This is a genomic window from Streptomyces sp. NPDC037290, from assembly GCF_055603245.1.
Genome location: NZ_JBVJVZ010000170.1, coordinates 1 through 1,165, shown reverse-complemented (window position 1 = coordinate 1,165; position 1,165 = coordinate 1). Strand labels below are relative to the sequence as shown.

The 1,165-nt window shown below is 66.4% G+C and carries 1 protein-coding gene; it reads left to right on the top strand.

The window, feature by feature from the left end; all coding sequences use genetic code 11:
- Positions 1-517: 517 nt before the first annotated feature.
- Positions 518-1,165: PadR family transcriptional regulator (locus tag ACZ7HQ_RS45735; protein WP_471003618.1), on the top strand; the 648-nt coding region annotated here is incomplete at its 3' end.

Genomic DNA, 1,165 nt, shown 5'->3' with positions numbered 1-1,165 from the left:
CTGAAGTGGCTCTGCGTGACGGAGCCGCTCGGCGTCCGGTCGACTGCTGGGCGGCTCGTCTGGCCGCGGCCCGCCCGCCACCCTGTGGCTCCGGCGATTTGCGACGGTGCTCGCTCATGGAACGACTACTCCTCGGGCAGGCGAGAGCGCCTGGAAGCGGCAGTTGAGATCCGGTCCCCCCGAATTACGGACAAGCCGCTGCGGAAGGCTCATCCGCAGTACATCCGGCAGTCCGCGATGACTGACGCGCGTCAGCGCTCCGCGGTTCCCGGTGGTCTGCATGCCGCACAGACTACGCACGGTCAAAACCCGCCTAGGGCCGAACTTCACCCCAAACGACGCAAGTCGAACCCTGGGAATTGTCGATGTGACGCCGCTCACGAAGGTCACCCTTGTCGAACAGGACCGGCCGATCTATCGTGCTGATGTATCGAGTCGATACATCAGCACGGCATAAGTACGCCGGTGATTCCGGTGAAACCGTGCCGACCGAAGCAGCGGGAGAAGGGGGGCACCGGTGAGTCGACGCTCCGGCATCCTCGAGTTCGCCGTTCTCGGCCTGCTCCGCGAATCGCCTATGCACGGCTACGAGCTGCGCAAACGCCTCAACACTTCGCTGGGGATCTTCCGTGCGTTCAGTTACGGAACCCTCTACCCCTGCCTCAAGACGCTGGTGGCCAGCGGCTGGTTGATCGAGGAGCCCGCCGGAGACTCCGCGGATGCCGCGCCGGTCACCGGACGCCCGGCCGCTTCCTCCTCCTCGCTGACCGGACGCCGGGCGAAGATCGTCTACCGGCTGACGGCAGAAGGTAAGGAGCACTTCGAGGAGCTGCTGTCGCACACGGGTCCCGACGCCTGGGAGGACGAGCACTTCGCAGCGCGCTTCGCCTTCTTCGGCCAGACCGAACGCGATGTGCGGATGCGGGTGCTCGAAGGCCGGCGCAGTCGGCTGGAGGAGCGCCTGGAGAAGATGAGCGCCTCGCTCGCCCGCACCCGGGAACGACTCGACGACTACACACTTGAGCTGCAGCGGCACGGCATGGAGTCCGTGGAGCGCGAAGTGCGCTGGCTGAACGAGCTCATCGAGAGCGAGCGGTCGGGGCGGGATCGGCGACGATCCTCGCCCGACGGCTCAGCTCAGCAGGACACACCTGGAGAGACGGGC